Source organism: Streptomyces sp. TG1A-8 (genome assembly GCF_030499535.1).
Lineage (GTDB): Bacteria > Actinomycetota > Actinomycetes > Streptomycetales > Streptomycetaceae > Streptomyces.
Map to the genome: position 1 here is coordinate 2,975,852 of NZ_JASTLB010000001.1, position 23,643 is coordinate 2,999,494.

Genomic DNA, 23,643 nt, shown 5'->3' on the forward strand with positions numbered 1-23,643 from the left:
TCCCGTCAGACCTCTTCGACGCTGCTCGGCTCGCGCCGGGACAGGTCGATGCCGAGCTCCTCCGCAGCGCGGAAGACGTCCTCGTCGGTGTCGCGCATCTCGATGGACATGCCGTCGCTGGACAGCACCTCCACGTTCAGGCAGAGCGACTGCATCTCCTTGATGAGCACCTTGAAGGACTCGGGGATGCCGGGCTCGGGGATGTTCTCGCCCTTGACGATGGCCTCGTAGACCTTCACGCGGCCGGTGACGTCGTCGGACTTGATGGTCAGCAGTTCCTGGAGCGCGTAGGCGGCGCCGTAGGCCTCCAGGGCCCACACCTCCATCTCGCCGAAACGCTGGCCACCGAACTGGGCCTTACCACCCAGCGGCTGCTGGGTGATCATCGAGTACGGGCCGGTCGAGCGGGCGTGCAGCTTGTCGTCGACCAGGTGGTGCAGCTTCAGGATGTACATGTAGCCGACCGAGATCGGCTCCGGGAACGGCTCGCCGGACCGGCCGTCGAACAGCTTCGCCTTGCCGGACGGGAGCACCATGCGCTCGCCGTCGCGGTTCGGGATGGTGTGCTGCAGCAGACCCGCCAGCTCGTCCTCGCGGGCACCGTCGAAGACCGGGGTGGCGACGTTGGTGCCGGGGGCGACCTGGTCGGCGCCGATGACCTGCAGGCGCTGCGCCCACTCCTCCGCCAGGCCGGAGACGTCCCAGCCGCGGCTGGCGAGCCAGCCGAGGTGGATCTCCAGGACCTGTCCCGGGTTCATGCGGGACGGGACGCCCAGCGGGTTGAGGATGATGTCGACCGGGGTGCCGTCCTCCAGGAACGGCATGTCCTCGATCGGCAGGATCTTGGAGATGACGCCCTTGTTGCCGTGACGGCCGGCGAGCTTGTCACCGTCGGTGATCTTGCGCTTCTGCGCGACGTACACGCGCACCAGCTGGTTCACACCCGGGGGCAGCTCGTCACCCTCCTCGCGGTCGAAGACGCGCACGCCGATGACCTTGCCGGTCTCGCCGTGCGGCACCTTCAGCGAGGTGTCGCGGACCTCACGGGCCTTCTCACCGAAGATCGCGCGCAGCAGGCGCTCCTCGGGGGTCAGCTCGGTCTCGCCCTTCGGGGTGACCTTGCCGACGAGGATGTCGCCGGCGATGACCTCGGCACCGATGCGGATGATGCCGCGCTCGTCGAGGTCGGCGAGGACCTCCTCGGAGACGTTCGGGATGTCCCGGGTGATCTCCTCGGGGCCGAGCTTGGTGTCACGGGCGTCGACCTCGTGCTCCTCGATGTGGATCGAGGAGAGGACGTCGTCCTGCACGAGGCGCTGCGACAGGATGATCGCGTCCTCGTAGTTGTGGCCCTCCCACGGCATGAAGGCCACGAGCAGGTTCTTGCCGAGGGCCATCTCGCCGTTCTGGGTGGCCGGGCCGTCGGCGAGCACCTGGCCCGTGATGACGCGGTCGCCCTCGTTGACGATGACCTTCTGGTTGACCGAGGTGCCCTGGTTGGACCGGGAGAACTTGGCCAGGCGGTACGTGATGTACGTGCCGTCGTCGTTGGCGGTGGTGATGTAGTCCGCGGAGACCTCCTGGACCACACCGTCCTTCTCGGCCTTGACCACGTCGCCGGCGTCGACCGCGGAGCGGTACTCCATGCCGGTGCCGACGAGCGGGGACTCGGACTTGATCAGCGGCACGGCCTGGCGCATCATGTTCGCGCCCATGAGGGCGCGGTTGGCGTCGTCGTGCTCCAGGAAGGGGATCATGGCGGTCGCGACCGACACCATCTGGCGCGGCGAGACGTCCATGTAGTCCACGTCCTCGGGGCCGACGTAGTCGACCTCGCCGCCGCGGCGGCGGACCAGCACGCGGGCCTCGACGAAGCGCATGTCGTCGCCGAGCGGCGCGTTGGCCTGGGCGATGACGAAGCGGTCCTCCTCGTCGGCGGTCAGGTAGTCCACCTCGTCGGTGACCTGGCCGTCGACGACCTTGCGGTACGGCGTCTCGATGAAGCCGAACGCGTTGACCCGCCCGTAGGAGGCCAGCGAGCCGATCAGACCGATGTTCGGGCCTTCCGGCGTCTCGATCGGGCACATGCGGCCGTAGTGCGAGGGGTGCACGTCACGGACCTCGAAGCCGGCCCGCTCGCGGGAGAGGCCGCCCGGGCCGAGGGCGTTGAGACGACGCTTGTGCGTCAGGCCCGACAGCGGGTTGTTCTGGTCCATGAACTGGGACAGCTGGCTGGTGCCGAAGAACTCCTTGATGGAGGCGACGACCGGCCGGATGTTGATCAGGGTCTGCGGCGTGATCGCCTCGACGTCCTGGGTGGTCATGCGCTCGCGCACGACACGCTCCATGCGGGCGAGACCCGTACGGACCTGGTTCTGGATCAGCTCGCCGACGCTGCGGATGCGGCGGTTGCCGAAGTGGTCGATGTCGTCGGTCTCGACGATGATCGAGCGCCCGGACTCGCCGATCGTCTCGGTCTCACCGGCGTGCAGCTTCACCAGGTACTTGATGGTGGCGATGACGTCGTCGGTGGTGAGCACACCGGCGTCCAGCGGCTCGTCCGCGCCGAGCTTCTTGTTCACCTTGTAGCGGCCGACCTTCGCCAGGTCGTAGCGCTTGGGGTTGAAGTAGAGGTTCTCCAGCAGCGTCTGCGCGGCCTCACGCGTGGGGGGCTCGCCCGGGCGCAGCTTGCGGTAGATGTCGAGCAGCGCGTCGTCCTGGCCCTGGGTGTGGTCCTTCTCCAGGGTGGCGCGCATGGACTCGTACTCGCCGAACTCCTCGAGGATCTGCTCGGTGGTCCAGCCGAGGGCCTTCAGCAGCACGGTGACCGACTGCTTGCGCTTGCGGTCGATGCGCACGCCGACCATGTCGCGCTTGTCGATCTCCATCTCCAGCCAGGCACCCCGGGACGGGATGATCTTGGCGGAGAAGATGTCCTTGTCGGACGTCTTGTCGATGGTGGAGTCGAAGTAGACACCGGGGGAACGGACCAGCTGCGACACCACGACGCGCTCGGTGCCGTTGATGACGAAAGTGCCCTTGTTCGTCATGAGCGGGAAGTCGCCCATGAAGACGGTCTGGGACTTGATCTCGCCGGTCTCGTTGTTGGTGAACTCGGCGGTGACGAAGAGCGGGGCGGCGTACGTGAAGTCGCGCTCCTTGCACTCGTCGATGGAGTTCTTCGGCGGCTCGAAGCGGTGGTCCCGGAACGTCAGCGACATCGACCCGGAGAAGTCCTCGATCGGGGAGATCTCCTCGAAGATCTCCTCCAGACCGGACTTGGTGGGGACGTCCTGACCGTTCTCCAGAGCCTCCTCGACGCGAGCCTTCCACGCGTCATTGCCGAGCAGCCAGTCGAAGCTCTCGGTCTGGAGCGCGAGGAGGTTCGGAACCTCGAGGGGCTCCTTGATCTTTGCAAAGGAAATGCGCAGCGGGGCGGTGCTGGCGCCGTTGTTCGTATTCGCGGTCGAGGCAGTGCGCGAGGCGGCCAAGAGGGGGTCCTTCCGAGGGCTCGGACTCACTACGCGCGTACCGGTCCCTCTTCCTGCGCGGAGACGGAAACCCCAGGTCAAAGAGGCTCGGTCATCGATGCTCGGATGAGGGTAGACCCCTGGTGACGGGCAGGGGGCAGCTAACAGGCAGCGCAAAGGGTCAGTGTAGCCACTTGGCACACTGATGTCCAGTACGGGTTCTGCGAGACCCTCGTTGTGCTCAACGCCTTCGTCAACGCCCTCGGCATGCCGCCCTCAACGCACGTTGATCCTGCCCTCTTCGTCGCCGATCCATGCCTCGGATTCGGATCCTTGTGACGACGCGTCCTGAGAATTGCGCGCTGCGTGCGGTTCGTCAAGGCCCTCCCAGCCCGAACGGGGCCCTCCGGAGACACGACGAAGATCACCCTACCCCTCGCCCTCACGAGTGCAAGGCGACCCGGGCCGCGCCCCCGGGACGCCGAAGAGCGACCACCCGGATGGATGATCGCTCTTCGGTGCGTACGCGTTACAGCCCCGCGGGGCCGCGATCGGCGTGCAGTGGGGTCAGGGAACCCCGGGAGGTCTTACTTGACCTCGACGGAGGCGCCGGCGCCCTTGAGGGACTCGGCGGCCTTCTCGGCGGCGTCCTTGGCGACCTTCTCGAGAACGGGCTTCGGGGCGCCGTCCACGAGGTCCTTGGCCTCCTTCAGACCCAGGGAGGTCAGCTCGCGCACGACCTTGATGACCTGGATCTTCTTGTCGCCCGCACCGGTGAGGATGACGTCGAACTCGTCCTTCTCCTCCTCGGCCTCGGCGGCGGCGCCACCAGCGGCACCACCGGCGACGACGACCGGCGCGGCAGCGGCGGCGGTGACGTCGAACTTGTCCTCGAAGGCCTTCACGAACTCGGAGAGCTCGATGAGGGTCATCTCCTCGAACTGCGCGAGCAGGTCTTCCTGGCTGAGCTTCGCCATGATGGCGGTCCTTCCACTCAAATCGGCGGGTGCCGGATGTACTGGGTGAGGCGGGCGTACGTCGGCCCGCTGCGACCCTCGCCGCGTCGTGCGGCCAGGATCAGAAAGCGAGCCGAATTACTCGGCACCGCCCTGCTCGGCCTGCTTGGCGCGCAGCGCGTCCACGGTGCGGACGAGCTTCGTCGGCAGCGCCTGGAAGAGGGAGGCAGCCTGGGACTGCTTCGCCTTGAAGGCACCGGCCAGCTTGCTGAGCAGAACCTCACGGGACTCGAGGTCCGCGAGCTTCTTGATCTCGTCGGCGGACAGCGCCTTGCCGTCAAGGACACCGCCCTTGATGACGAGATTGGGGTTGTCCTTGGCGAAGTCACGGAGACCCTTCGCCGACTCCACCGGGTCACCGGTGACGAAGGCGACAGCCGTCGGACCGTTGAACAGGTCGTCCAGCGTCGTGATCCCGGCCTCGTTGGCCGCAATCTTGGTCAGCGTGTTCTTCACCACGGCGTACTGGGCGTTCTCACCGAGCGACCGGCGCAGCGTCTTGAGCTGCGCCACGGTGAGACCGCGGTACTCGGTCAGCACGGCAGCGTTGGAGTTGCGGAACTGCTCCGTCAACTCGGCCACTGCGGCAGCCTTGTCGGGCCTCGCCATAGAGCCTCGGCCTCCTTCCGGGTGATTCTGACCGCGCGGACCCGAAGGAGGACTGGGAAAACGAAACGCCCCGGCGCAGGCGCACGGGGCGGACTCGACCGGCCGCACACACGTCGAGCGCGTGCTCCGGGAGTTCTTCCACAGTCACCTGCGCGGGTCGCCCACTTGTCAGCGGATCCTTCGGCCACCGCGCCCTCGTTCGAGTGCACGGCAACGACCAGCGGTCTTTGGCTTCCTCAGGAGAGTACGGGACCGGGGCGCTCTCGAGCAAATCGGGCCCGCGGGCCCGGACCCGGTCCTTCGGGGGGCGCGGTTCAGGAGACGGTGCCGGTGCCGCCCGCGACGGTCCCGGCGGACTTCAGGAGGTCCTTGAAGTCCTCGGTGTCGGCGGCCGGCGGCTTCTGCGCGCTGACCGGGACGCCGTAGTCGCTGTAGTAGGCCGTGCTGGTCATGGGGCCGGTGGCCATGTCCGCCTTCTCGACCTTCTTGACCAGCAGGTCCTGGTCGTTGATCCAGATGTCGACGGTCTCCGTGGTGACGCCCGCCTGGCTGAGCTGCTTCTTCAGGTCGGCGAGCTGACCGGCGTCGAGGCCGCTGCTCTCGCCCGCGAGGTCCGCGACGTCGACCGTGCCGGCGTAGTGCGTGGTGTGGACGCCGGAGACGGTCTCCTCGCCGGCCTTCTTCACGTCGCCGGAGGCCAGCAGCAGCTTCACCGACTGGTTCGGCGTGGTGTTCTGCATCTGGTCCTTGAGGTACGCGCCGGAGCCGCCGCCGAGCTGGGCGAGGTCGTCGTAGGCGTACCTGATCCAGCGCTTGCCGCCCGTCTGCTGGGCGAACTTCTCGCTCATCCGCGCGTAGTAGGCGTCCGGCAGGTAGCGGGCCTGCATCGACGAGGTGCCGGTCCGGCGCATCGCGTCGGCCACCTGCCCGCCGGTGTACGTGATGGTGAGGTTGCCCTTGAGGCCGTCGTCCCAGCTCAGGGCGCCGTTCGCGGTCATGGACATGGTGTCGCCGACGCTCGTGCTGGAGCGCACCCTGGCCGACTCCGCCTTGTCGGTGGACTTCTCCACGGAGCGCAGGGCGGCTATGGGGCTGACGTGCGCGACGCTCCGGCCGACCGCCTTGTCGCCCTCCCCGGAGTCCGAGGAGCCGCAGGCGGCCACTCCCGTCAGTGCGGCCACCACCGCGACGGAAAGGGTCACCCGGCGTACGGTCGTGTTCTTCATCTCGTCCCACCCCTATGCGAGTCCTGTGCCTGCACCGTAGCCCAGGCCACTGACAGCCGTGCGAAAGGCCGCACGGAGAAAGGACGGACCCCGCACCTCGAAGGTTGCGGGGTCCGCCCTGTCGGCCTGTGCGTCCCTGACGCGGCCACCGGGGTGAGCGCGGGGCTCAGACGGCGGCCGGGTCCTCCTCGACGAGGAGGTTGCGGGTGCGGTTCGGGTCGACCGGGATGCCGGGGCCCATCGTGGTGGTGATGGCGGCCTTCCTGATGTAGCGGCCCTTGGCGGCGGACGGCTTCAGACGGAGGATCTCCTCCAGCGCGGCGCCGTAGTTCTCCACCAGCTTGTCGTCCTCGAAGGACGTCTTGCCGATGATGAAGTGCAGGTTCGAGTGCTTGTCGACGCGGAACTCGATCTTGCCGCCCTTGATGTCGGTGACGGCCTTGGTGACGTCGGGGGTGACGGTGCCGGTCTTCGGGTTCGGCATCAGACCACGCGGGCCGAGGACGCGGCCGAGGCGGCCGACCTTGCCCATGAGGTCCGGGGTGGCGACGACGGCGTCGAAGTCCAGACGGCCCTTCGCCACCTCGTCGATCAGCTCGTCGGCGCCGACGATGTCGGCGCCCGCGGCACGCGCGGCCTCGGCACGGTCACCGGTCGCGAAGACCAGGACCCGGGCGGTCTTGCCGGTGCCGTGCGGAAGGTTCACGGTGCCACGGACCATCTGGTCGGCCTTGCGCGGGTCGACACCCAGGCGGAAGGCGACCTCGACGGTGCCGTCGAACTTGGTCGTGGAGGTCTCCTTGGCGAGGCGGACGGCCTCGAGCGGGGCGTACAGCTTCTCCCGGTCGATCTTGGCGTCCGCAGCGCGGAGAGCCTTGCTGCGCTTGCTCACAACTTGCTCCTGTGTGTTCTGAAAGGAGTCGTGGTCCTCGGGCCGAGCAGGCCCTGCCACGTGCGGCCGGTCACGGCCGCATGACTGCTGGGGGGGTGGGATCAGCCCTCGACCGTGACGCCCATGGAACGCGCGGTGCCGGCGATGATCTTCGCCGCCGCGTCCAGGTCCTCCGCGTTGAGGTCGGGCATCTTGGTCTGGGCGATCTCGCGGACCTGCGCCTCGGTGATCTTGGCGACCTTGGTCTTGTGCGGCTCGCCGGAGCCCTTCTCGATGCCCGCGGCCTTGAGGATCATCTTCGCGGCCGGCGGCGTCTTGGTGACGAAGGTGAAGGAGCGGTCCTCGTAGACCGTGATCTCCACCGGGATGACCCAGCCGCGCTGCGACTCGGTCGCGGCGTTGTAGGCCTTGCAGAACTCCATGATGTTGACGCCGTGCTGACCCAGCGCCGGGCCGACCGGCGGAGCCGGGTTGGCGGCACCGGCCTGGATCTGGAGCTTGATGAGCCCCGTGACCTTCTTCTTCTTGGGAGGCATAGCTCTCCGGGTCCTTTCGGTTCGGGTCCTGCCCGCCTCCGGGGAGCACCCGGACGCAGGCATACCGCGCAACGATAACGGGTATGGATGCGCGGCCAAAAACCGAGCAGGTCAGGCGGTCGCGCGAGCGCCCGCCTGACCTGTCCGGAAGCAGTACGTCCAGAAGGAGTCAGTTCTTCTGGATCTGGTCGAAGCTCAGCTCGACCGGGGTCTCGCGGCCGAAGATCTCCACCAGGCCCTTGACCTTCTTCGAGTCGGGGTTGATCTCGTTGATGGTCGCCTGCAGGGTGGCGAAGGGGCCGTCGGTGACGGTGACCGAGTCGCCGACCTCGAAGTCCAGCACCTGGACCTCGACCTTGCGCTGCGGGGCGGGCTTGCCCTCGGCCTCGGCGGCCTCGCGGGCGGCCTTCTCCTCGGCCTCCGGGGCGAGCATCTTGACGATCTCGTCCAGGGTCAGCGGGTAGGGGTCGTAGGCGTTGCCGACGAAGCCGGTGACACCCGGGGTGTTGCGGACGACGCCCCAGGACTCGTTGGTCAGGTCCATGCGGACCAGGACGTAACCCGGCAGCTTGTTCTGCTTGATCGTCTTGCGGTCGCCGTTCTTGATCTGGACGACCTCCTCCTGCGGCACCTCGGCCTGGAAGATGTAGTCCTCGACGTTCAGCGAGACGGCGCGCTGCTCCAGGTTGGTCTTCACGCGGTTCTCGTAGCCGGCGTAGGTGTGGATGACGTACCACTCGCCGGGCAGGGTGCGCAGTTCCTCGCGCAGGGCCTCGACCGGGTCCACGGGCTCGGCCGGCTCCTCCTCGGCGGCCTCCGCGACGGGGGCCTCCGCGGCGTCCTCGGTGTCGTCCTCGTCGGTCCCGGCGTCCGCGTCAGCGTCCTCGAGGTCCTCGTCGACGTGCAGCGCGGCCTCCTCGGCCGTCTCCCCCGACTCGGCCTCGGCAGCCTCGAACTCGTCCTGCTCGTCCGCGCCCTCGACGATGTCGAGCTCGTCATCCACCGACTTCTCCGGCTCGATGGCGTCGTTCAGGTTCGGGTCAGACACGATGGCTGCTTCTTCCTGGATACATAGGGGTGGAACATGCGAAAAGGGGCGCCGGTACCACGGCGCCCTTCGCTCTGGACTCAGCCGAAGACGTACTTGGCCGCGTGGTTGAGTCCATAGTCAATCACGGTCACCAACGCGATCATGATGGCGACGAAGAAGATCACCACGGTGGTGTACGACGTCAGCTGGTTGCGAGTCGGCCAGACGACCTTGCGGAGCTCCGCGATGATCTGGCGGTAGAAGATCGCAAGCCGCTTCAGCGGGCCCTTCTTGGCGCGCTTGCCGCCCTTGCGGGCCTTCCTGGACTCGGGCACCTCGTCCTGGGCGTCAGGCGTGTCGATGGAGCCCACGGCGTCCGTCATGCGTCCTCACCTGATCCCGGGTCGTGGCCGTGCCGCGCCCGGTTTCTGAGCCGCACGGCGGTGCATTGCTGTACGTACATGCGCACACATCCTGGCGGTGTGTGTAGCAGGGCCGGAGGGACTTGAACCCCCAACCGCTGGTTTTGGAGACCAGTGCTCTACCAATTGAGCTACGACCCTTTGCGTGTCCCCAACGTACCGCATTCAACCGGGTGCCCGGTGTGCACCGACTGAACTACGGCTGCCGAAGGCCAACGAGGTGAGAGTGTACGTGGTCCACGGCCCGGCGTCGAACAGAAAGTGCCCGCACGGGGCCCGGAAACGGAAGATCGTCCTGGCCGGGGCCGGGATTCGGACCCCAGTTCACGCGTCGCCCCCCGTGCTGTTCAGTAGGTGAAACCCGCGTGCCGCGGGCGTTTCCGGTCTGAAACGATGGGCTTCATGAGCGCTGCAACCCCTCCCACCGAGCGCCGGGTCTCCGCCCGAGTCGGCGCGATCTCCGAGTCCGCCACCCTCGCCGTGGACGCCAAGGCCAAGGCCCTGAAGGCCGCCGGGCGTCCGGTGATCGGCTTCGGCGCGGGTGAGCCCGACTTCCCGACCCCGGACTACATCGTCGAGGCGGCCGTCGAGGCCTGCAAGAACCCCAAGTACCACCGCTACACGCCGGCCGGCGGCCTGCCCGAGCTGAAGGCCGCGATCGCCGCGAAGACGCTGCGCGACTCGAACTACGAGGTCGACGCGTCCCAGGTCCTGGTGACCAACGGCGGCAAGCAGGCCATCTACGAGGCGTTCGCCGCGATCCTCGACCCCGGCGACGAGGTCATCGTCCCGGCGCCGTACTGGACGACGTACCCGGAGTCGATCCGGCTCGCGGGCGGCGTCCCGGTGGAGGTCGTCGCCGACGAGACGACGGGCTACCGGGTCTCGGTGGAGCAGCTGGAGGCGGCGCGCACGGAGAAGACGAAGGTCGTCCTGTTCGTCTCCCCGTCCAACCCGACCGGCGCGGTCTACGGCGAGGCCGAGGCCGAGGCGATCGGCCGCTGGGCCGTCGAGCACGGCCTGTGGGTCCTCACCGACGAGATCTACGAGCACCTCGTCTACGGCGACGCGGCGTTCACCTCGCTGCCGGCGATCCTGCCCGAGCTGCGGGACAAGTGCATCGTGGTCAACGGCGTGGCGAAGACCTACGCCATGACCGGCTGGCGCGTGGGCTGGGTGATCGGCCCGAAGGACGTGATCAAGGCCGCGACGAACCTGCAGTCGCACGCCACCTCCAACGTCTCGAACGTGGCCCAGGTGGCCGCCCTGGCCGCCGTCTCCGGCGGACTGGAGGCCGTGGCGGGGATGCGCGAGGCCTTCGACCGGCGCCGCCGGACCGTCGTGCGGATGCTCAACGAGATCGACGGCGTGGTCTGCCCCGAGCCCGAGGGCGCCTTCTACGCCTACCCGTCGGTCAAGGACCTGCTCGGCAGGGAGATCCGCGGCAGGCGCCCGAAGGACACCGTCGAACTGGCCGCGCTGATCCTGGAGGAGGCCGAGGTCGCGGTCGTCCCGGGCGAGGCCTTCGGCACGCCGGGCTACCTGCGGCTGTCCTACGCGCTCGGCGACGAGGACCTGGTCGAGGGTGTGAGCCGGCTGCAGAAGCTGCTGGCGGAGGCCCGTGGCTGACGTCCGCCGTCCCGACGGGGCCCCTTGCCGGATGTCCGGAGGGGGCCCCGTTCGTTCGTGCGAGCAAGACCACGAACGCGGAAACGGCTACCGGGACGGCGGCGGCGTACGGCAGGATCCTGGGATGGAGCGTGTACGTGATCTCTCTGAGCTGCCGAAGGCCCACCTGCACCTGCACTTCACCGGCTCGATGCGGCCGGCGACCCTGCTGGAGCTGGCCGACAAGTACGGCGTGCGCCTGCCCGACGCCCTGACGGAGGCGCTGGACAGCGGGGAGCCGCCGAGACTGCGGGCGACGGACGAGCGGGGCTGGTTCCGCTTCCAGCGGCTGTACGACGCGGCGCGCTCCTGCCTCCGGGAGCCGGAGGACATCCAGCGGCTGGTGCGGGAGGCCGCGCAGGAGGACGTGCGGGACGGCTCGGGCTGGCTGGAGATCCAGGTGGACCCGACCTCGTACGCGCCCCGGCTGGGCGGTCTGATCCCGGCCATGGAGATCATCCTGGACGCGGTGGACGCGGCCGCCCGCGAGACCGGCCTCGGGATGCGGGTCCTGGTGGCGGCGAACCGCATGAAGCACCCGCTGGACGCGCGCACGCTGGCCCGCCTGGCGGTGCGGTACGCGGACCGGGGCGTGGTCGGCTTCGGCCTGTCCAACGACGAGCGGCGGGGCCTGGCGCGGGACTTCGACCGGGCGTTCGCGATCGCCCGGGACGGGGGCCTGCTGTCGGCCCCGCACGGCGGCGAGCTGACCGGCCCGGCGTCGGTCCGGGACTGCCTGGACGACCTGCACGCCACCCGGATCGGCCACGGCGTGCGCGCGGCGGAGGACCCGCGGCTGCTGGAGCGGCTGGCCGACCGGGGAGTGACCTGTGAGGTCTGCCCGGCGTCGAACGTGGCGCTCGGCGTGTACGAGAAGCCGGAGGACGTCCCGCTGCGCACCCTCTTCGAGGCGGGCGTCCCCCTCGCCCTGGGCGCCGACGACCCGCTGCTCTTCGGTTCCCGGCTGGCCGCCCAGTACGAGATCGCCCGCGACCACCACGGCTTCACGGACGCGGAACTGGCGGAGCTGGCCCGTCAGTCGGTCCGGGGCTCGGCCGCCCCGGAGGACGTCAGGACGCGGCTGCTGGCCGGGGTGGACGCCTGGCTGGCGCGCCCGGCCGGCTGAGGGGGGAGCCGGGAGCGGGCGGGGGCGGCCGCGGCGCGCCCGGCGCCCCTCTAGAGGCTGACGCCCACGGTCACCGGCTCGTTGACCAGGGTGATCCCGAAGGCCTCGCGGACCCCGGCGACGACCTCGCGGGCCAAGGCCAGCAGGTCCTCGGTGGTGGCGTCGCCCCGGTTGGTGAGGGCGAGGGTGTGCTTGGTGGAGATGCGGGCGGGTCCGGTGCCGTAGCCCTTGGTGAAGCCCGCCTTGTCGATCAGCCAGGCCGCGGAGGTCTTGGTGCGGCCCTCGCCCGCCGGGTAGGCGGGCGGCTCGGCCTCCTCGCCGAGGCGCTCCTTGACACGCGCGCGGAACGCGGCGAACCGCTCCTCGGTGAGGATCGGGTTGGTGAAGAAGGACCCGGCGGACCAGGTGTCGTGGTCCTCGGCGTCCAGGACCATGCCCTTCCCGGCACGCAGCTTCAGCACGGTCTCGCGGGCGGCGGCGAGCGGCACCCGCTCCCCCGGCTCGACACCGAGCGCGCGGGCCGCCTCGGCGTACCCGACCGGTGCCGACAGCCCGCCCGCGTCCTCCAGTCCGAAGCGGACGCGCAGGACCACGTACCGCTCGGGGTCCGCCTTGAAGCGGCTGTGCCGGTAGGAGAAGGCGCACTCCTCGTTCGTCAGCGTGACGCTCTCGCCGGCCCGGCGGTCGTAGGCGGTCACTTCGGTGATCGTCGAGGAGACCTCCTGGCCGTAGGCGCCCACGTTCTGGATGGGGGTGGCGCCCGCGGAGCCGGGGATGCCGGCCAGGCACTCGATCCCGGCGAGCCCGGCCCCGACGGTGCGGGCGACGGCGTCGGTCCACACCTCGCCGGCCGCCAGCTCCAGGGTGGTGCCGCGCAGTTCGACGCCGCGCGTGGCGATGCGCAGGGCGGTGCCGTCGAAGCCCTTGTCGCCGATGACCAGGTTCGAGCCGCCGCCGACGACCAGCAGCGGTGTCCCGCTGCCGTCGGCCTCCCGGACGGCGTCGATCACCTCGGCGTCGGTGGTGGCGGTGACCAGCCGGGTCGCGGGACCGCCCAGCCGGAAGGTGGTCAGCGGGGCGAGGGGGGCGTCGTGGAGTACCTGCACGCGGCCAAGACTACGAGACGCCGCCGACAGCCCGGCAGCGCCGGGGCACCGCACCGGACACCGCACCGGACACCGCACCGGGGAACGGTCCCGCCGCCGCCTTCGTTCCCCCGCGGGCCCGGGCGCGGACAAGGGGCGTCCCGCCGCGGGAAGCGCCCCCCTGCACCGGCTCGGCGCCCGGCCCCGCCGTCGGGTCAGGCCAGCCGTACGACCGCCCGGGACATGCCCAGCACCTTCTGGCCGCCGCTCGTCACGGTGAGGTCCACGCGCACCCTGCTGTCGTCCAGCTTGGCCGCGACCTTGCCGCTGACCTCGATCAGCGCGCCCTCGTCGTCGTTGGGCACGACGACGGGCCTGGTGAAGCGGACGCCGTACTCCACGACCGCGCCGGGGTCGCCGGTCCAGTCGGTGACCACGCGGATCGCCTCGGCCATGGTGAACATGCCGTGCGCGATGACGTCCGGCAGGCCCACCTCCTTGGCGAACCTCTCGTTCCAGTGGATGGGGTTGAAGTCCCCCGAGGCGCCCGCGTAGCGCACCAGCGTGGCGCGGGTCACGGGGAAGGTCCGGGCCGGCAGTTCGGTGCCGACCTCGACGTCGTCGTACGCGATCTTCGCCGTCATCGGTTCTCAGCCCTCCTCGGCCGCGCGGGCCACGAGCTTGGTCCAGGCGGTCACGACGTGCTCGCCCGCCTCGTCGCGCACCTCGCCGCGGACGTCCAGGACGTCGTTGCCCGCGAGGGACTTGATCCCCTCGATGGTGGAGGTGACCGACAGCCGGTCACCGGCACGGACCGGGCGGCTGTAGGCGAACTTCTGGTCGCCGTGCACGACACGGCTGTAGTCGAGGCCGAGCTGCGGGTCCTCGATGACCTGTCCGGCGGCCCGGAAGGTGATGGAGAACACGAAGGTCGGCGGGGCGATCACGTCCGAGTGGCCGAAGGCCTTGGCGGCCTCGGGGTCCGTGTACACCGGATTGGTCTCCCCGACCGCCTCGGCGAACTCGCGGATCTTCTCCCGGCCCACCTCGTAGGGCGCGGTGGGCGGGTAGGTCCGCCCCACGAAGGACTGGTCGAGCGCCATGGCCCGGCACCTCCTGGTCTCGGCAGCGTGTCCGGTCCCGGCGGAGCTGCCGGGGCCGGCGGCGTGTGAAACGACATGAGGCCGCCCCCCAGCTTGCGGGGGCGGCCTCATGTACGAGCCTGATTTATCGCGTCTCGCGGTGCGCGGTGTGCGCGTTGCAACGCGGGCAGTGCTTCTTCATCTCAAGGCGATCCGGGTTGTTACGCCGGTTCTTCTTGGTGATGTAGTTCCGCTCCTTGCACTCCACGCAGGCCAGCGTGATCTTCGGGCGGACGTCGGTGGCAGCCACGTGAGTGCTCCTAAGACGAACGGATGGACTGGTTCAACGCAAGAAAGAGTAGCCGATCGAAGGACCGACCCCGCAATCGGCTACTGTCAGTAGCGGTGACCGGACTTGAACCGGTGACACAGCGATTATGAGCCGCTTGCTCTACCGACTGAGCTACACCGCTGTGATGCGATCGGGCCCCGCCTCGCGGCGGGAACCTCTCACACCAGAGCCCCAAAACGGAATCGAACCGTTGACCTTCTCCTTACCATGGAGACGCTCTGCCGACTGAGCTATTGGGGCGAGCGATGAAGACATTACACGGTCCGCCGCCGTTCGCCCAAATCCGATTCCGGCCCCCCTGTCCGACCCCTCCCCCGGCCCCCGCGACAGCCCCGCGCACCCCGTTCCGGGCGGCCCCCGGGGACGCCCCGGCTCCCGGTCCCCGGGCGTACAGCACCAGGTGGGGCGTCCGCGCGAAGCGCGTGGGCGGCCGGGGGGCCGGTTCGGGGAGGCGGAGCAGCGGTGCCGGGGCGGGGTGCGGGAGCGGGGCGTGGGAGCGGGGCGTGGGGGCGGTGGACCACGCCGGTACGACTATTGGGCTCCTCCGCGCCCCGCGCGCCTCGCCGCCCTAGGCTCGACCCACTCCGCGTGATCTTGGGTCCTCCGCGGTGCCGGGCCCGTCACGCGGTCCCGCCCGAGTCCCGGCCCGCCCCCTGGAGTCCGATGCCCGACAGCCAGCCGCAGCCGCCCCCGCCGTCGAATCCGCCGGGGTCCTCCGGGCAGCCCGGCCCGGCCGCCCTGCTGCTGTGCGGGGCACGGCTCACCGACGGCCGGACCGTGGACGTACGGCTGTGCGACGGGCACATCGAGGCGGTGGGCACGGCCGGCAGCCTCGGCCCGGGGCCGTCCCGTACGGGCCCCGCGCGCCTGGACCTCAGCGGCTGCCTGCTCCTGCCGGCCCCGGCCGAACCGCACGCCCACGGCGACACCGCCCTCTCCGCGGAACGTCCCGGCCCGGCCTCGTGCGCCCCCGAGGACGTGCAGCGCCGGGCCACGGAGGCGGCCCTGCTCCAGCTCGGCCACGGCGCCACCGCACTGCGCGCGCACGTGCGCGTGGGTGACGTGCAGGGGCTGGGCGCGCTGGGCGCGGTCCTGCAGGCCCGGCGGTCGTTGCGGGGGCTGGCGGAGCTGACCGCGGTGGCGGTGCCGCGGCTGCTGACCGGGGCGGCCGGGGCCGACGGGCTCGCGATGCTGCGGGACGCGGTGAAGATGGGCGCCTCCGTGGTGGGCGGCTGCCCGGACCTGGACCCGGACCCCACGGGGTACGTGGAAGCGGTCCTGGAGGTGGCCTCCGAGCACGGCTGCCCGGTGGACCTGCACACGGACGCCGCCGACCCGGCCCGGCTGTCCCGGCTCGCGGCCATGGCGGGCGGCCTGCGCCCCGGCGTGACGATCGGCCCGTGCGCCGGTCTCGAGCACCTGCCCGCCGAGTCGGCCGCCCAGCTGGCGGAGCGGCTCGCGGCGGCCGGCGTCATGGTGGTGTGCCTGCCCCAGGGCGGCTGCGGCGGCGCCGAACGGCGGGGCACGGCCCCCGTGCGGCTGTTGCGCGCGGCCGGGGTCCGCGTGGCGGCGGGCAGCGGCGCCCTCCGGGACGTCTCGAACCCCGTCGGCCGCGGCGACCCGCTGGAGGCGGCCTACCTCCTCGCCTCCGGCCACGGTCTGCCCCCGGCGGACGCCTACGACGCGGTGAGCGCTTCGGCCCGCGCGGTGCTGGGCCTGCCCGAGGTGCGCGTGGAGGCCGGCTTCCCGGCCGAGCTCCTCGCCGTACGCGGTGACCACCTGGCGGGCGCACTGTCCCTGGCCTACAGCCGCATCGTGATCCACCGGGGCCGGGTGGTGGCCCGCACGAGCGCGGTCCGCGAGTACCGCGACTCGGCGGCGGCGGAGCCGGCCCTGCCCCGGCAGGGCCGGGGAGGGCCGCCCTGAGGGGCGAACGACCGGGAAATCCCGGGGGGACGGGGTCCGAAGCACCGGGACGGGACGGGACGGGGCGGAGCGGGAGGGGGCGGGGCGGGGGCGCGGGAGTCGTGGTCGTGGTCGTGGGCCGTGAGGGGTCGTCAGGGTCCGCCGCGGAGGTCCGTCCCGGCACGGCCCCGCTCCGTCGCCCCGGTGCCGCGCGGCCCCGTGCGTCCGTGCGTCCGTGCGACAGGTGCCTCTCCCAGGGCGTACGGTCGGAGTCATGCGCATTGTCATCGCTGGTGGTCATGGTCAGATCGCGTTGCGGCTGGAGCGGCTGCTCGCCGCGCGCGGGGACGAGGTCGCGGGGATCATCCGCAGGGCCGAGCAGGGCGACGACCTGCGGGCGGCCGGCGCCGAGCCGGTCCTGCTCGACCTGGAGTCGGCCTCGGTGGAGGAGGTCGCTGCGCATCTGCGGGGCGCGGACGCGGCGGTCTTCGCGGCGGGCGCGGGGCCGGGCAGCGGCACGGCCCGCAAGGAGACGGTGGACAGGGGCGCGGCGGTGCTGTTCGCGGACGCGGCCGTACGCGCGGGCGTGCGCCGCTTCGTGGTGGTGTCGTCGATGGCCGCGGACCCCGCGCGAAAGGGCGACGAGGTCTTCGACGCGTACCTGCGCGCCAAGGGCGAGGCGGACGCGTACGTCATGCGGCAGGAGTCGCTCGACTGGACGATCCTGCGCCCCGGCGCGCTGACGGACGACGCGGGCACCGGCCTGGTCCGCCTGGAGGCGCACACCGGGCGCGGCGCGGTCCCGCGGGACGACGTGGCGGCCGTACTGGCGGAGCTGCTGGACACGTCGGCGACGGCGGGCCTGACGCTGGAACTGGTCGGTGGACCGACCCCGGTGCCGGTCGCCGTCAAGTCGGTGGCGGGCAACTGAGACCGGCCGCCGTTCGCACGGCGGTCAGAAGAGGGGCAGCTGCCCGGGGAAGTCCGGCACGGCGTACCCGTCCAGCGACGGCTGGACCGCGCCGAGCTGCGCCGGCTGCCGCGATCCGGAGCAGGAGACCAGTTCCCCGCTCCCCCGGGCACCGGGCGGGTCGTGCCGTGCGAAGCGCCCCGCGACGACGGCGATCTCGCGGCGGCACACCGGACAGGTTCTGCGGCGGGAGGACATGCCGCCAGTGTGCCCCGCGCGGAGCACGGGCGACACGAAAACCCCCTCCACGCTGCGCGAACGCAGTATGGAGGGGGTCTTCCCCAGTGTGGCGGCGCCAGGATTCGAACCTGGGAAGGCTGAGCCGGCAGATTTACAGTCTGCTCCCTTTGGCCGCTCGGGCACACCGCCGGGGTTGGCCACCGGATCGAACCGCTTTTCGGCGGTGCTCCCCGGCAACGACGTAAACAATACCCGATGCCCAGGGGTGCTCCGCCACCCGATTGATCTCCGCTTCCCGGTCCGCGGGGTGGCTAGGCTGGTGCGGATGCGGCCCGGCGCCAGCCGGGATCGGCTGCCCCTCCCGTGCACGCCTGCCCGCACCCGATACGCACCCCGATGCAAGGAGCCACAGGACATGGCCGACTCCAGTTTCGACATCGTCTCGAAGGTCGAGCGGCAGGAGGTCGACAACGCCCTCAACCAGGCCGCCAAGGAGATCTCGCAGCGCTACGACTTCAAGGGCGTGGGTGCCTCGATCTCATGGTCCGGTGAGAAGATCCTCATGGAGGCGAACTCCGAGGACCGGGTGAAGGCCGTCCTCGACGTCTTCCAGTCCAAGCTGATCAAGCGCGGCATCTCGCTGAAGGCGCTGGACGCGGGTGAGCCCCAGCTGTCCGGCAAGGAGTACAAGATCTTCGCCTCCATCGAGGAGGGCATCTCCCAGGAGAACGCCAAGAAGGTGGCGAAGATCATCCGCGATGAGGGCCCGAAGGGCGTGAAGGCCCAGGTGCAGGGCGACGAGCTGCGGGTCAGCTCCAAGAGCCGGGACGACCTGCAGGCCGTGATCGCCCTCCTGAAGGGCAAGGACTTCGACTTCGCGCTGCAGTTCGTGAACTACCGGTAGGACCACGGCGGCGGGACGGCCGGGCGGGGCCCCTCGGGCGCCCGCCCTCCGGCTGCCGTTTCCTCGTCCTGGGCCGCCGTCGGCCCGGTGGCGCGCTTCGCCGCCGTCGGTGGCGCGTTCAGTCGCGCGAGTTGCCGAACAGGATGCGGTAGGCGATCAGCAGGACCAGCGAGCCGCCGATCGCGGCCGCCCAGGTCGCGCCGTCGAAGAAGTGCTTGGCGACGGGGTGGTCCAGCCAGCGCGCCGATATCCAGCCGCCGATGAAGGCGCCCGCGACGCCGATGAGGGTCGTGCCGACGAAGCCGCCCGGGTCCCGGCCCGGCAGCAGGAGTTTGGCGATGGCTCCGGCCAACAGCCCCAGGATGATCCAACCGATGATGCCCATGCCGTGAACCTGCCCTCCCGCACTGCGCCCGCACCGTCCGGCCCCGGGACTCCGGTGGGACCGGGTGTCCGGCGGCGCGTGTTCCTGCCTGCCGGCGGCCCCGTCAACGGACCTGCCGACGGCCCTGTCGACGGAGAGGACGTCGCGGGCGCGCCGTCCGGTTGCGGCGCACGCCCCTGCGGTGCCGGTCCGCGCCGCACCCCGGGGTGCGGCGGCGCGCTTGCGGGCGGGCGGGGGTGAGGGTGCGTCAGCGGGCCGCGAAGGGCTGGTCCGTCCGGACGATCTCGCGGCCCAGCGGCAGCAGGGAGACGGGGATCAGCTTGAAGTTGGCGACGCCGAACGGGATGCCGACGACCGTCAGGCACAGGACGATGCCGGTGGTGATGTGGGCGAGGGCCAGCCACCAGCCGGCCAGGACCAGCCACAGGACGTTGCCCAGGCAGGAGGGCGCGCCCGCGTCGCGGCGCTCGACGGTGGTGTACCCGAAGGGCCACAGGGCGTAGACGCCGATGCGGAAGGCGGCGATGCCGAACGGGATGCCGACGACCGTGACGCACAGCAGGACACCCGCGAGCAGGTAGCCGAGGAACAGCCAGAAGCCGCTCAGGACGAGCCAGATGACGTTCAGGACGGTTTTCATCGGTAGCGGCCCGCCATCTTCTCCAGCCGGGCGATGCGGTCCGCCATCGGCGGGTGGGTGGAGAACACCTTGGACAGTCCCTGCCCCGGGCGGAAGGGGTTGGCGATCATCATGTGGCTCGCGGTCTCGATCCGGGGCTCGGGGGGCAGCGGGAGCTGCTGGGTGCCGGTCTCCAGCTTGCGCAGGGCGCCGGCGAGGGCGAGCGGGTCACCGGTGAGCTGGGCGCCGGAGGCGTCCGCCTCGTACTCCCTGGAGCGGCTGACGGCCAGCTGGATGAGGGTGGCGGCGAGCGGGCCGAGGATCATGATCAGGAGCATGCCGAGCAGACCGGGGCCGTCGTCGTCGTCCGAACGGCCGACCGGGACCAGCCAGGCGAAGTTGACCAGGAACATGATCACGGAGGCGAGGGCGCCGGCGACCGAGGAGATCAGGATGTCGCGGTTGTAGACGTGGCTCAGCTCGTGACCGATGACGCCGCGCAGCTCGCGCTCGTCGAGCAGGCGCAGGATGCCGTCCGTGCAGCACACGGCCGCGTTGCGCGGGTTGCGTCCGGTGGCGAAGGCGTTGGGTGCCTCGGTCGGCGAGATGTACAGGCGGGGCATGGGCTGGCGGGCCTGCGTGGACAGCTCGCGGACCATCCGGTACAGCCCCGGGGCCTCGAACTCGCTCACCGGGCGGGCCCGCATCGCGCGCAGTGCCAGTTTGTCGCTGTTCCAGTACGCGTACGCGTTCGTGCCGAGCGCGACCAGGACGGCGACGACCAGTCCGGCGCATCCGAACAGGCTGCCGATGACGATGATGAGCGCCGACAGTCCCCCGAGGAGTACTGCGGTCCTGAGCCCGTTGTGCCGGCGGTGCACGGTACGCCCTCCAAGTCGTGCGGCAGGGGAACCCTGTGGTCCGGTGGACCCTCCCGCTCCGGTCAACGCCGGGCGGGCGCCGCGAGTTCCCCGGGTGCGTACGGCGGCGGGCACCGGCCGCGCGGGTGACGTGCCGTTACGGCTCCCGCGCGGGGACACGGGTGCCCCGCGCGCGGGGGGAAGTCACCGGAACAGGCCGGTGGCCGCGAAGCCCAGGACGAGCTGGGGCGCTCCGGACAGGGCGACGCCGAGGACTCCGGTGAGGGCGAGGGCCGCGGTGAGCGGCGCCGGGGCGCGGTGCCGGACGGGTTCGCCCTCGGGGGCGCGGAAGAGCAGGGCCGTCCACCGCAGGTAGTAGACGAGGGCGATCACCACGTTGACGGCCATGACGGCGGCGAGCCAGCCGAGACCCGCGTCGACGGCCACCGAGAAGACGGTGACCTTCGCGAACAGGCCGATGACGCCCGGGGGCAGTCCGGCCAGGCACAGCAGGAAGAAGGCCAGCAGGAGCGCGGTGAGCGGGTGGGAGGCGTACAGGCCCCGGTAGTCGCTGATCCGGTTGCGGGACCGGGTGCGGCCCACCAGGGCGGCCACCGTGAAAGCGCCGAGGTTCACGGCGGCGTACATGAGCGCGTAGGCGACGGTGGAGCCGATCGCCTTCCGGGCGTCGTCGGCGTGTCCGGCGGCGGCGACCGGTACCAGGAGGTAGCCGGCCTGGCCGACGGAGGACCAGGCGAGCAGGCGTACGGCGCTGTGCGCGCGCGTGGCCCGCTGGCGCAGGGCGCCGACGTTGCCGGCGGTCATGGTGAGGGCGGCCAGGACGGCGAGCGCGGGCCCCCAGACGTCGGAGTAGGAGGGGAAGGCGACGACGGTGACGAGGATCAGGCCGGAGAGGCCGACCGCCTTGCCGACGACCGACAGGTAGGCGGCGACGGGCAGGGGCGCGCCCACGTAGGTGTCGGGCACCCAGAAGTGGAAGGGGACGGCGGCCGTCTTGAAGGCGAAGCCGACCAGGGTGAGGACGACACCGGTCTGGACGAGGATGTGGAGCCGGCCGTCGACGTGCGGGAGGCGCTGGGCGACCTGGGTGAGGTAGAGGGTGCCGGTGGAGGCGTAGACGAAGCTGACGCCCATGAGGCTGACCGCGGTGGCGGTGACCGAGGAGAGGAAGAACTTCAGGGCCGCCTCGGAGGACCTCTTGTCGCCGAGCCGGATGCCGACGAGGGCGAAGGCGGGCAGGGAGGCGACTTCCAGGGCGACGACGAGGGTGGCGAGGTCGCGGGAGGCGGGCAGCAGGGCGGCGCCGGCCGCGGAGGACAGCAGCAGGAACCAGAACTCGCCCGCCGGGACGCGCCGGCGGTCGTCCTGGAGGTGGGTGACGGACAGCAGGGCGGCGAGCAGGGCGCCGCCGAGGACCAGGAACTGGATGACGAGGGTGAAGCGGTCGGCGGTGTAGCTGCACGCGCGGGGGTGGCCGGTGAGGCAGAAGGTGCTGCGGTCGCCGTCGAGGAGGGGCAGCAGCATCAGTGCGGCGGCGGCGAGGCCCGCGACCGAGGTCCAGCCGAGGAGGGACTTGCGGGCCTCGGGCACGAACAGGTCGGCGACGAGGACGGCGAGCCCCACGGCGGCGGCGGTGGTGGGCGGTGCGATGGCGAGCCAGTCGACGGACTGGACCGCCGACTGGGCCAGCGGCTGGACCAGGGCGCTCATCGGGTGCCTCCTGCGAGGAGCTGCTGCACGGCCGGGTCGGTGAGGCCGAGCAGGACCTTGGGCCACAGGCCGGCGACGACGGTGAGGGTGACGAGCGGCGCCCAGGCCGCGAACTCGTACCCGCGCACGTCGGCGAGGGCGGGAGTGCGCGGTTCGGCGGCGCCCATGCAGACGCGGCGGACCACGATCAGCATGTACGCGGCCGTCAGCAGGGTGCCGAAGGCCCCGATCGCCGTGAAGGTGAGGAAGGCGGGGCGGCTGAGGCCGGCGGCGGGTTCGAACGACCCGAACAGGGCCAGCACCTCCCCCCAGAACCCGCCGAGGCCGGGCAGGCCGAGCGAGGCGACGGCGCCGAAGGCGAGGAGTCCGCCGAGGCGCGGGGCCCTGCCGTACAGCGCGGCGCCGCTCCCCTCGGCGAGGGTGTCGAGGTCGGTGGTGCCGGTGCGGTCCTTCAACGCGCCGACCAGGAAGAACAGCAGGCCGGTGATGAGGCCGTGGGCGATGTTGGCGAACAGGGCGCCGTTCACTCCGGTCGGGGTCATGGTGGCGATGCCGAGCAGGACGAAGCCCATGTGGCCGACGGAGGAGTAGGCGATCAGCCGCTTGAGGTCGCCCTTGGCGCCCTGCCTGGCGAGGGCCAGGCAGGCCAGCGACCCGTAGACGATCCCGATGACGGCGAAGGCGGCGAGGTAGGGCGCGAAGGTGTGCAGGCCGTCCGGCGCGACCGGCAGCAGGATCCGGACGAACCCGTACGTGCCCATCTTCAGCAGCACGCCGGCCAGCAGGACCGAGCCGACGGTCGGGGCGGCGGTGTGGGCGTCGGGCAACCAGCTGTGCAGCGGCCACATCGGCGTCTTGACGGCCAGCCCGATCCCGATCGCCAGAACCGCGGCGACCTGCACGGACGTGGTCAGCGACCGGCCGTTGTCAGTGGCGAGTGCCACCATGTCGAAGGTGCCCGCCTTGAGCCCGATCAGGAGCAGGCCGAGCAGCATGACGACGGAGCCGAGCAGGGTGAACAGGATGAACTTCCAGGCGGCCCGGGTCCGGTCCGCGCCGCCCCAGCGGGCGATGAGGAAGTACATCGGGATGAGCACGGTCTCGAACGCGAGGAAGAACAGCAGCAGGTCGAGGACGGCGAAGGTCGCGAGGGTGCCGGACTCGAGCAGGAGCAGCAGTGCGACGAACGCCTTCGGGCCGGGGCCCGACGGCGGCTTGGAGTAGGAGTACAGCGCGCAGAGGAAGGTCAGCAGCGCGGTCAGGACCAGGAGGGGGAGGGAGATGCCGTCGATGCCGAGGTGGATGCGCACGTCGAGTGCGGGGATCCAGCTGATGTCGGTCGTGGCCTGCATCCTCGACGGGTGGCCGTGGTCGAAGCCGAGCGCGAGGACGATCGCGGCCAGGAGGATCGCACCGGTGACGGTCACGCCGTGCCGCAGCGCGGCCTGCCCGGGGGACTTCCCCTTCAGCCCGGGCGGGGCCGGGAGGAGGACGGCGACGGCGCCGAGGAGCGGCCCGGCGACGACGAATGCCAGAAGGAACTGCATCACGGACTCGTTGATATCGATCACGCCT

23 protein-coding genes and 4 tRNA genes are annotated in these 23,643 nt (G+C 71.0%); 5 read left to right on the forward strand and 22 right to left on the reverse strand.

Annotated elements, in window-relative coordinates; all coding sequences use genetic code 11:
- Positions 1–5: 5 nt before the first annotated feature.
- From rpoB to QQY24_RS12740, 9 genes are all read right to left on the reverse strand, one after another.
- Complete coding sequence (gene rpoB / locus QQY24_RS12700; protein ID WP_301972805.1) at positions 6–3,491, reverse strand: DNA-directed RNA polymerase subunit beta; 3,486 nt, start codon at positions 3,489–3,491, stop codon at positions 6–8.
- 566 nt (positions 3,492–4,057) lie between these two features.
- A complete protein-coding gene (rplL, locus tag QQY24_RS12705) occupies positions 4,058–4,447 on the reverse strand; it encodes a 50S ribosomal protein L7/L12 (protein ID WP_301972806.1) in 390 nt (129 codons plus the stop codon).
- 117 nt (positions 4,448–4,564) lie between these two features.
- Complete coding sequence (gene rplJ, locus QQY24_RS12710) at positions 4,565–5,095, reverse strand: 50S ribosomal protein L10 (protein ID WP_301972807.1); 531 nt, start codon at positions 5,093–5,095, stop codon at positions 4,565–4,567.
- 314 nt (positions 5,096–5,409) lie between these two features.
- Complete coding sequence (locus QQY24_RS12715) at positions 5,410–6,321, reverse strand: hypothetical protein (RefSeq protein ID WP_301972808.1); 912 nt, start codon at positions 6,319–6,321, stop codon at positions 5,410–5,412.
- A 166-nt stretch (positions 6,322–6,487) separates the two neighbouring features.
- The gene (rplA, locus tag QQY24_RS12720) at positions 6,488–7,213 is read right to left on the reverse strand and encodes a 50S ribosomal protein L1 (protein WP_301972809.1); all 726 of its coding nucleotides are present in this window, start codon (positions 7,211–7,213) and stop codon (positions 6,488–6,490) included.
- Between the two features lie 101 nt (positions 7,214–7,314).
- Entirely contained in the window at positions 7,315–7,749 is a 435-nt protein-coding gene (rplK, locus tag QQY24_RS12725) for a 50S ribosomal protein L11 (RefSeq protein WP_301972810.1), read from the reverse strand.
- Between the two features lie 169 nt (positions 7,750–7,918).
- Positions 7,919–8,797 carry a transcription termination/antitermination protein NusG gene (gene nusG, locus QQY24_RS12730; protein ID WP_301972811.1) on the reverse strand — a complete coding sequence of 293 codons (879 nt, stop codon included), beginning with the start codon at positions 8,795–8,797 and terminating at the stop codon, positions 7,919–7,921.
- A gap of 80 nt (positions 8,798–8,877) precedes the next feature.
- Complete coding sequence (gene secE / locus QQY24_RS12735) at positions 8,878–9,162, reverse strand: preprotein translocase subunit SecE (RefSeq protein ID WP_301972812.1); 285 nt, start codon at positions 9,160–9,162, stop codon at positions 8,878–8,880.
- Positions 9,163–9,269: 107 nt separating this feature from the next.
- A tRNA-Trp gene (locus QQY24_RS12740) sits at positions 9,270–9,342 on the reverse strand.
- Positions 9,343–9,603: 261 nt separating this feature from the next.
- On the opposite strand from QQY24_RS12740, the gene QQY24_RS12745 reads away from it, so the two are divergent.
- Positions 9,604–10,830: a pyridoxal phosphate-dependent aminotransferase gene (locus tag QQY24_RS12745; RefSeq protein WP_301972813.1), complete on the forward strand. Its 1,227-nt coding sequence runs from the start codon at positions 9,604–9,606 to the stop codon at positions 10,828–10,830.
- Positions 10,831–10,954: 124 nt separating this feature from the next.
- Positions 10,955–11,995 carry an adenosine deaminase gene (locus QQY24_RS12750; protein WP_301972814.1) on the forward strand — a complete coding sequence of 347 codons (1,041 nt, stop codon included), beginning with the start codon at positions 10,955–10,957 and terminating at the stop codon, positions 11,993–11,995.
- 50 nt (positions 11,996–12,045) lie between these two features.
- Here QQY24_RS12750 and QQY24_RS12755 read toward each other — a convergent pair whose 3' ends face one another.
- The 6 genes from QQY24_RS12755 to QQY24_RS12780 all read right to left on the reverse strand — a co-directional run bounded on the left by QQY24_RS12755 (position 12,046) and on the right by QQY24_RS12780 (position 14,754).
- The gene (locus QQY24_RS12755; protein WP_301972815.1) at positions 12,046–13,101 is read right to left on the reverse strand and encodes a UDP-N-acetylmuramate dehydrogenase; all 1,056 of its coding nucleotides are present in this window, start codon (positions 13,099–13,101) and stop codon (positions 12,046–12,048) included.
- Positions 13,102–13,295: 194 nt separating this feature from the next.
- The gene (locus tag QQY24_RS12760; RefSeq protein ID WP_301972816.1) at positions 13,296–13,724 is read right to left on the reverse strand and encodes a MaoC family dehydratase; all 429 of its coding nucleotides are present in this window, start codon (positions 13,722–13,724) and stop codon (positions 13,296–13,298) included.
- A gap of 6 nt (positions 13,725–13,730) precedes the next feature.
- The gene (locus QQY24_RS12765; protein ID WP_301972817.1) at positions 13,731–14,183 is read right to left on the reverse strand and encodes a MaoC family dehydratase N-terminal domain-containing protein; all 453 of its coding nucleotides are present in this window, start codon (positions 14,181–14,183) and stop codon (positions 13,731–13,733) included.
- Between the two features lie 124 nt (positions 14,184–14,307).
- Entirely contained in the window at positions 14,308–14,472 is a 165-nt protein-coding gene (gene rpmG / locus QQY24_RS12770; RefSeq protein ID WP_003948671.1) for a 50S ribosomal protein L33, read from the reverse strand.
- Between the two features lie 90 nt (positions 14,473–14,562).
- A tRNA-Met gene (locus tag QQY24_RS12775) sits at positions 14,563–14,635 on the reverse strand.
- A gap of 46 nt (positions 14,636–14,681) precedes the next feature.
- Positions 14,682–14,754, reverse strand: a tRNA-Thr gene (locus QQY24_RS12780).
- A 423-nt stretch (positions 14,755–15,177) separates the two neighbouring features.
- On the opposite strand from QQY24_RS12780, the gene QQY24_RS12785 reads away from it, so the two are divergent.
- Positions 15,178–16,440 carry an amidohydrolase family protein gene (locus QQY24_RS12785; protein ID WP_301972818.1) on the forward strand — a complete coding sequence of 421 codons (1,263 nt, stop codon included), beginning with the start codon at positions 15,178–15,180 and terminating at the stop codon, positions 16,438–16,440.
- A gap of 253 nt (positions 16,441–16,693) precedes the next feature.
- Entirely contained in the window at positions 16,694–17,350 is a 657-nt protein-coding gene (locus QQY24_RS12790) for an SDR family oxidoreductase (RefSeq protein ID WP_301972819.1), read from the forward strand.
- A gap of 24 nt (positions 17,351–17,374) precedes the next feature.
- Here QQY24_RS12790 and QQY24_RS12795 read toward each other — a convergent pair whose 3' ends face one another.
- Both QQY24_RS12795 and QQY24_RS12800 read right to left on the reverse strand, forming a co-directional pair.
- Positions 17,375–17,587, reverse strand: a complete 213-nt coding sequence (locus tag QQY24_RS12795; RefSeq protein WP_301972820.1) for a hypothetical protein — start codon at positions 17,585–17,587, stop codon at positions 17,375–17,377.
- An 89-nt stretch (positions 17,588–17,676) separates the two neighbouring features.
- A tRNA-Tyr gene (locus tag QQY24_RS12800) sits at positions 17,677–17,758 on the reverse strand.
- 226 nt (positions 17,759–17,984) lie between these two features.
- Between QQY24_RS12800 and QQY24_RS12805 the strand changes: the two genes are divergently transcribed.
- Positions 17,985–18,473: a YajQ family cyclic di-GMP-binding protein gene (locus QQY24_RS12805; protein WP_030174428.1), complete on the forward strand. Its 489-nt coding sequence runs from the start codon at positions 17,985–17,987 to the stop codon at positions 18,471–18,473.
- 118 nt (positions 18,474–18,591) lie between these two features.
- Here QQY24_RS12805 and QQY24_RS12810 read toward each other — a convergent pair whose 3' ends face one another.
- The 5 genes from QQY24_RS12810 to QQY24_RS12830 form a co-directional block, all read right to left on the reverse strand.
- Positions 18,592–18,858, reverse strand: coding sequence for a GlsB/YeaQ/YmgE family stress response membrane protein (locus QQY24_RS12810; RefSeq protein ID WP_301972821.1), 267 nt, complete (start codon positions 18,856–18,858; stop codon positions 18,592–18,594).
- Positions 18,859–19,105: 247 nt separating this feature from the next.
- Positions 19,106–19,498: a YccF domain-containing protein gene (locus tag QQY24_RS12815; protein ID WP_301972822.1), complete on the reverse strand. Its 393-nt coding sequence runs from the start codon at positions 19,496–19,498 to the stop codon at positions 19,106–19,108.
- On the reverse strand, positions 19,495–20,358 hold the full coding sequence (gene htpX, locus QQY24_RS12820; RefSeq protein WP_301972823.1) for a zinc metalloprotease HtpX: 864 nt from the start codon (positions 20,356–20,358) through the stop codon (positions 19,495–19,497). The genes QQY24_RS12815 and htpX overlap by 4 nt, the downstream gene beginning before the upstream one ends.
- A gap of 183 nt (positions 20,359–20,541) precedes the next feature.
- Positions 20,542–22,068, reverse strand: a complete 1,527-nt coding sequence (locus QQY24_RS12825) for an NADH-quinone oxidoreductase subunit N (RefSeq protein ID WP_301972824.1) — start codon at positions 22,066–22,068, stop codon at positions 20,542–20,544.
- On the reverse strand, positions 22,065–23,639 hold the full coding sequence (locus tag QQY24_RS12830) for a NuoM family protein (protein WP_301972825.1): 1,575 nt from the start codon (positions 23,637–23,639) through the stop codon (positions 22,065–22,067). Before QQY24_RS12830 ends, QQY24_RS12825 begins: the two co-directional genes overlap by 4 nt.
- Positions 23,640–23,643 lie beyond the last annotated feature (4 nt).

Bases quoted from the DNA above. Each gene is read 5' to 3' on its own strand.
- QQY24_RS12760 (WP_301972816.1), bottom strand. From the start codon at position 13,724: ATGACGGCGAAGATCGCGTACGACGACGTCGAGGTCGGCACCGAACTG.
- QQY24_RS12815 (WP_301972822.1), bottom strand. From the start codon at position 19,498: ATGAAAACCGTCCTGAACGTCATCTGGCTCGTCCTGAGCGGCTTCTGG.
- QQY24_RS12765 (WP_301972817.1), bottom strand. From the start codon at position 14,183: ATGGCGCTCGACCAGTCCTTCGTGGGGCGGACCTACCCGCCCACCGCG.
- QQY24_RS12785 (WP_301972818.1), top strand. From the start codon at position 15,178: ATGCCCGACAGCCAGCCGCAGCCGCCCCCGCCGTCGAATCCGCCGGGG.
- QQY24_RS12745 (WP_301972813.1), top strand. From the start codon at position 9,604: ATGAGCGCTGCAACCCCTCCCACCGAGCGCCGGGTCTCCGCCCGAGTC.
- QQY24_RS12825 (WP_301972824.1), bottom strand. From the start codon at position 22,068: ATGAGCGCCCTGGTCCAGCCGCTGGCCCAGTCGGCGGTCCAGTCCGTC.
- QQY24_RS12810 (WP_301972821.1), bottom strand. From the start codon at position 18,858: ATGGGCATCATCGGTTGGATCATCCTGGGGCTGTTGGCCGGAGCCATC.
- rplJ (WP_301972807.1), bottom strand. From the start codon at position 5,095: ATGGCGAGGCCCGACAAGGCTGCCGCAGTGGCCGAGTTGACGGAGCAG.
- secE (WP_301972812.1), bottom strand. From the start codon at position 9,162: ATGACGGACGCCGTGGGCTCCATCGACACGCCTGACGCCCAGGACGAG.
- rplK (WP_301972810.1), bottom strand. From the start codon at position 7,749: ATGCCTCCCAAGAAGAAGAAGGTCACGGGGCTCATCAAGCTCCAGATC.
- QQY24_RS12750 (WP_301972814.1), top strand. From the start codon at position 10,955: ATGGAGCGTGTACGTGATCTCTCTGAGCTGCCGAAGGCCCACCTGCAC.
- QQY24_RS12715 (WP_301972808.1), bottom strand. From the start codon at position 6,321: ATGAAGAACACGACCGTACGCCGGGTGACCCTTTCCGTCGCGGTGGTG.
- QQY24_RS12795 (WP_301972820.1), bottom strand. From the start codon at position 17,587: ATGTCCTCCCGCCGCAGAACCTGTCCGGTGTGCCGCCGCGAGATCGCC.
- rplL (WP_301972806.1), bottom strand. From the start codon at position 4,447: ATGGCGAAGCTCAGCCAGGAAGACCTGCTCGCGCAGTTCGAGGAGATG.
- QQY24_RS12805 (WP_030174428.1), top strand. From the start codon at position 17,985: ATGGCCGACTCCAGTTTCGACATCGTCTCGAAGGTCGAGCGGCAGGAG.
- QQY24_RS12790 (WP_301972819.1), top strand. From the start codon at position 16,694: ATGCGCATTGTCATCGCTGGTGGTCATGGTCAGATCGCGTTGCGGCTG.